This window comes from Kitasatospora sp. NPDC058406 (assembly GCF_042722765.1).
In the GTDB taxonomy this organism is placed as follows: Bacteria; Actinomycetota; Actinomycetes; order Streptomycetales; family Streptomycetaceae; genus Kitasatospora.
Genome location: NZ_JBHXKE010000366.1, coordinates 1 through 3,467 on the forward strand (window position 1 = coordinate 1; position 3,467 = coordinate 3,467).

The 3,467-nt window shown below is 72.3% G+C and carries 3 protein-coding genes; all 3 read right to left on the reverse strand.

The genetic code is table 11. The annotated features are described in order from the left end of the window. Positions 1 to 358: 358 nt before the first annotated feature. Entirely contained in the window at positions 359 to 1,048 is a 690-nt protein-coding gene (locus ACFWOG_RS38575) for a nucleoside/nucleotide kinase family protein (protein ID WP_329883741.1), read from the reverse strand. A gap of 50 nt (positions 1,049 to 1,098) precedes the next feature. After that, positions 1,099 to 2,070: an LD-carboxypeptidase gene (locus ACFWOG_RS38580; protein ID WP_380364203.1), complete on the reverse strand. Its 972-nt coding sequence runs from the start codon at positions 2,068 to 2,070 to the stop codon at positions 1,099 to 1,101. Between the two features lie 93 nt (positions 2,071 to 2,163). Beyond that, positions 2,164 to 3,234: a tryptophan--tRNA ligase gene (gene trpS / locus ACFWOG_RS38585; protein WP_380364205.1), complete on the reverse strand. Its 1,071-nt coding sequence runs from the start codon at positions 3,232 to 3,234 to the stop codon at positions 2,164 to 2,166. Between the last annotated feature and the right edge of the window lie 233 nt (positions 3,235 to 3,467).

Here is a 3,467-nt window from a genome sequence, read left to right on the forward strand (position 1 = left end):
GGAACGGACACTTCCTTCAGGCGGCTTTCACACCGGCCCTCCGGGCGCTTCGTTCTTTCGTGTTTCCAGCTTACCAGACGTTTTCCGCTCCGTTTCCGGCGCTTCGTTCATCCAACTCGCTGGTGTCTTCTGCGGCTTGACGCCCCGTCCGACGTTTCAAACTCTAGCCGAACCCCGCTCCGAAAAGCGAATCCGGCCGCAATCCCCAGAAATGGGCACGCCTAACAAACCCTGGCCGGAACGCATCGAAACAAAGACGACACGCCTCGGCCCGAATCAGGAAGAGGTGGTGTTTCAGAGGATTGGCCACTCCGGGACCGTCCGCGCTGATGCGTGTCCGGTTCTCCCTGCCGAGCGACTAGAGAACACTACGCCCGATCTGCTCCGAAGGCAAACCCGTCCCCCGGACGACGCGTGTGCAGAGCGGACGCCCGGTCTTCACGTACTCGCCGTTGGGGTGGTCGTTGGTGGTGACCCAGTGGCGGGCGGCGGCCTCGTCGCGGCCGGCGTCGCGGTGGCGGTCGAGGAGACGCCGCTCGCGCTCGGCGTCGTCGGTGTCCACGTACCAGAGTTCGTGGAGCAGCCCGCGGGCCTCCGGCCAGGGGTGGTCGCCGGCGGCGAGGTAGTTCCCCTCGGTGACGACCAGGCGGGTGTGCGGTCGGACGACGTGGCGGGCCGCCACCGGCTCGTCCAGGCCGCGGTCGAAGTCGGGGACGTAGATGTCCTGGAAGCGCTCGGTGGTGACCCGGCGCAGCAGGGCGACGTACCCGTGGGCGTCGAAGGTGGCCGGCGCACCCTTGCGGTGGCCCAGGCCCAGGCGGTCGAGCTGGGCACCGGAGAGGTGGAACCCGTCGAGCGGGAGGTAGGCCGCGCTGCCCGGACCCTCACGGCGTTCGACCTCGGCGACCAGGTGCCGGGCCAGGGTGGACTTGCCGGCACCGGGCGGGCCGGACAGTCCGAGGATGGCGCGCGGGTGACTGCCCGGACCGTGCAGGAGGCCGAGGGCGAGAGCGGTGAGGCTGTCCGCTGTGGGGCTGTCCGCGTTCATGGGCGCACCCTACTCACCCGTCCGTGGCGCAGTCTCCGCCTTCCTCGGCGTCAGCGGTCGAGGGGCGGCCGTTCGGCGAGGGCGGGCAGTTCCAGGGTGAGCGTGCCGGTATCGGCGTCGAGCAGCGCGGGCACGCCGAGGGGGACCGTCAGGGTCGACGGGCAGTGGCCGAAGCCCAGCTCCCAGAGGACCGGTACGCCCAGCGGGCCGAGCCGGTCGAGCATGACGTCGCGGACGCGGTCGAGCGGTCCGCAGCCCTCCCAGGAGCCGAGGGCGATTCCGGCGACGCCCTCGAAGGCACCCGAGCGCAGGAACTGGGTGAGGATCCGGTCCAGCTGGTAGGGGTGCTCGTTGACGTCCTCCAGGATCAGGATGTTCCCGGCGAACGAGGGGCGGGCGGCGGACGTGCCGCGCTCGGCGGCGAGCACGTGGGTGCAGCCGCCCGCGGTGATGCCGCGGGCCCGGCCCGGAACGAGCGGACCGGCGCCGGGGGCGGTGACGACCGTGGTGGCCGCGGGGTCGAAGAGGGTGCGGCGCAGGTGCTCGGCGGTCGGGCCGTCGGTGATGAAGGAGGCCGTGGCGCTCATCGGACCGTAGAGGGTGGCGAGGCCGAGGCGCCGGGCGAAGGCCTCGTGCAGGGAGGTGACGTCGCTGAAGCCGATCAGCACCTTGGGCCGGACGGCCCGCATGGCCTCCCAGTCCAGCAGGTCGACGATGCGGTGGACCCCGTAGCCGCCTCGGGCGCAGATGACGGCGTCGACGGTGGGGTCGAGCCAGGCGTTCTGCAGGTCGGCGGCGCGGTCGGCGTCGGTGCCGGCCAGGTGACCGAGGACGGGGTGGGTGTCGAGGACGTGCGGCGCGACGGTGACCCGCAGCCCCCAGGACCGCAGGAGTGCGCTGCCGGCGGTGAGCCGCTGCGGATCGACGGGGCCGCTGGGGGCGACCACCACGACGTGGTCCCCGGGGCGGAGCTGCGGCGGACGGGTCAGGCCTCGGCCCGGCGTGGTCGGGAACTGGTCCATGGCCTGGCTCCTTCCGGGGTGGGGGCGGGGAGGGTGTCGTGCTCTCGGGGCGGCCCCGGCGGAGCCACCCCGAGAGGTTATGCCCTCACGCCTTCACACCGACCCCATCACGGTCCTGACCTCGTCGAGGGTGGCGTCGGCGACGGCATTGGCGCGCTCGGCGCCGTCACGCAGGACCTGCCGGAGGTGGCCGCGGTCGGCGGCGAGCGCGGCGCGGCGGGCGCGGATCGGGCGGAGGTGTTCGTTGACGGCCTCGGTCACGGTGCGCTTGAGCGCGGCGGCGCCGCCGTCGCCGATCTCCTCGGCGATCTCCTCCGGCGCCCGGTCCCGGCAGAGGGCGGCGAGCAGGACGAGGCCCGAGACCCCGGGGCGGGTGACCGGGTCGTAGGTGATCCGGCGGTCGGCGTCGGTCCGGGCTCCCTTGATCAGGCGGGCGGTGGTGTCCTCGTCGGCGGAGAGCGGGACGGCGTTGCCGCGGCTCTTGCTCATCTTGCCGCCGTCGGTGCCGAGCAGCAGCGGGGTGTCGGAGAGGAGGGGGCGGGGCGTGGGGAAGACGGCGCTGCCGTCGGCGTGCGGGTAGCGCTCGTTGAAGCGGCGGGCGACGGTGCGGGCGACCTCCAGGTGGGGCAGCTGGTCCTGTCCGACGGGGACGAGGTCGGCCTTGCAGAAGAGGATGTCGGCGGCCTGGTGGACGGGGTAGGTGAACATGAGCCCGTTGACGGCGGACTGGTCGGAGTGTGCGATCTCGTCCTTGACCGTGGGGTTGCGGCTCAGCTCGGCGACGCTGACCAGGCTGAGGAACGGCAGCAGCAGTTGGTTGAGGGCGGGGACCGCGCTGTGCGCGAAGATCGTGGCGCGCTCGGGGTCGAGACCGGTGGCGAGGTAGTCGAGGACGAGGTTCTCGGTGTGCTCGGCGAGCCGGTCGGCGGTGTCCCGGTCGGTGATGACCTGGTAGTCGGCGATGACGACGAACATCTCGGCGCCCCGGCGCTGGAGGCGGACCCGGTTGCGCAGGGTGCCGAAGTAGTGGCCGAGGTGGAGCGGGCCGGTGGGGCGGTCACCGGTCAGGACGCGGTGGGCGCCCGGTTCGGGGGCGGTGCTCCCGTCGAGGGCGGGAGCGGGGCCGGGGGCGGCGGAACCGGTGGTGGGAACTGCGGTGGTCACGGGTTTCTCCTCGGTGCGGCGTGATGCGGCCGTCCGGGGCTCCGGGCCCGTCCCGTCGGAGAAACGCGACAGGGCCGTCCATCCCGGACGGCCCTGGTCAGGCGTGGCTGGTGGCCGGCCGAGGACGGCCCCCAGACGAGACCTGCGCAGCGCGTCAAGCGCTGTCTCGTATAAACAACAGACGCAGCCGACGACAAATCAAGTGTAGATATCGGTGGTGGCCGGATACTTAA

Excerpts from the sequence above, each read along its gene's own strand:
- ACFWOG_RS38575 (WP_329883741.1), bottom strand. The coding sequence starts at position 1,048 with ATGAACGCGGACAGCCCCACAGCGGACAGCCTCACCGCTCTCGCCCTC.
- ACFWOG_RS38580 (WP_380364203.1), bottom strand. The coding sequence starts at position 2,070 with ATGGACCAGTTCCCGACCACGCCGGGCCGAGGCCTGACCCGTCCGCCG.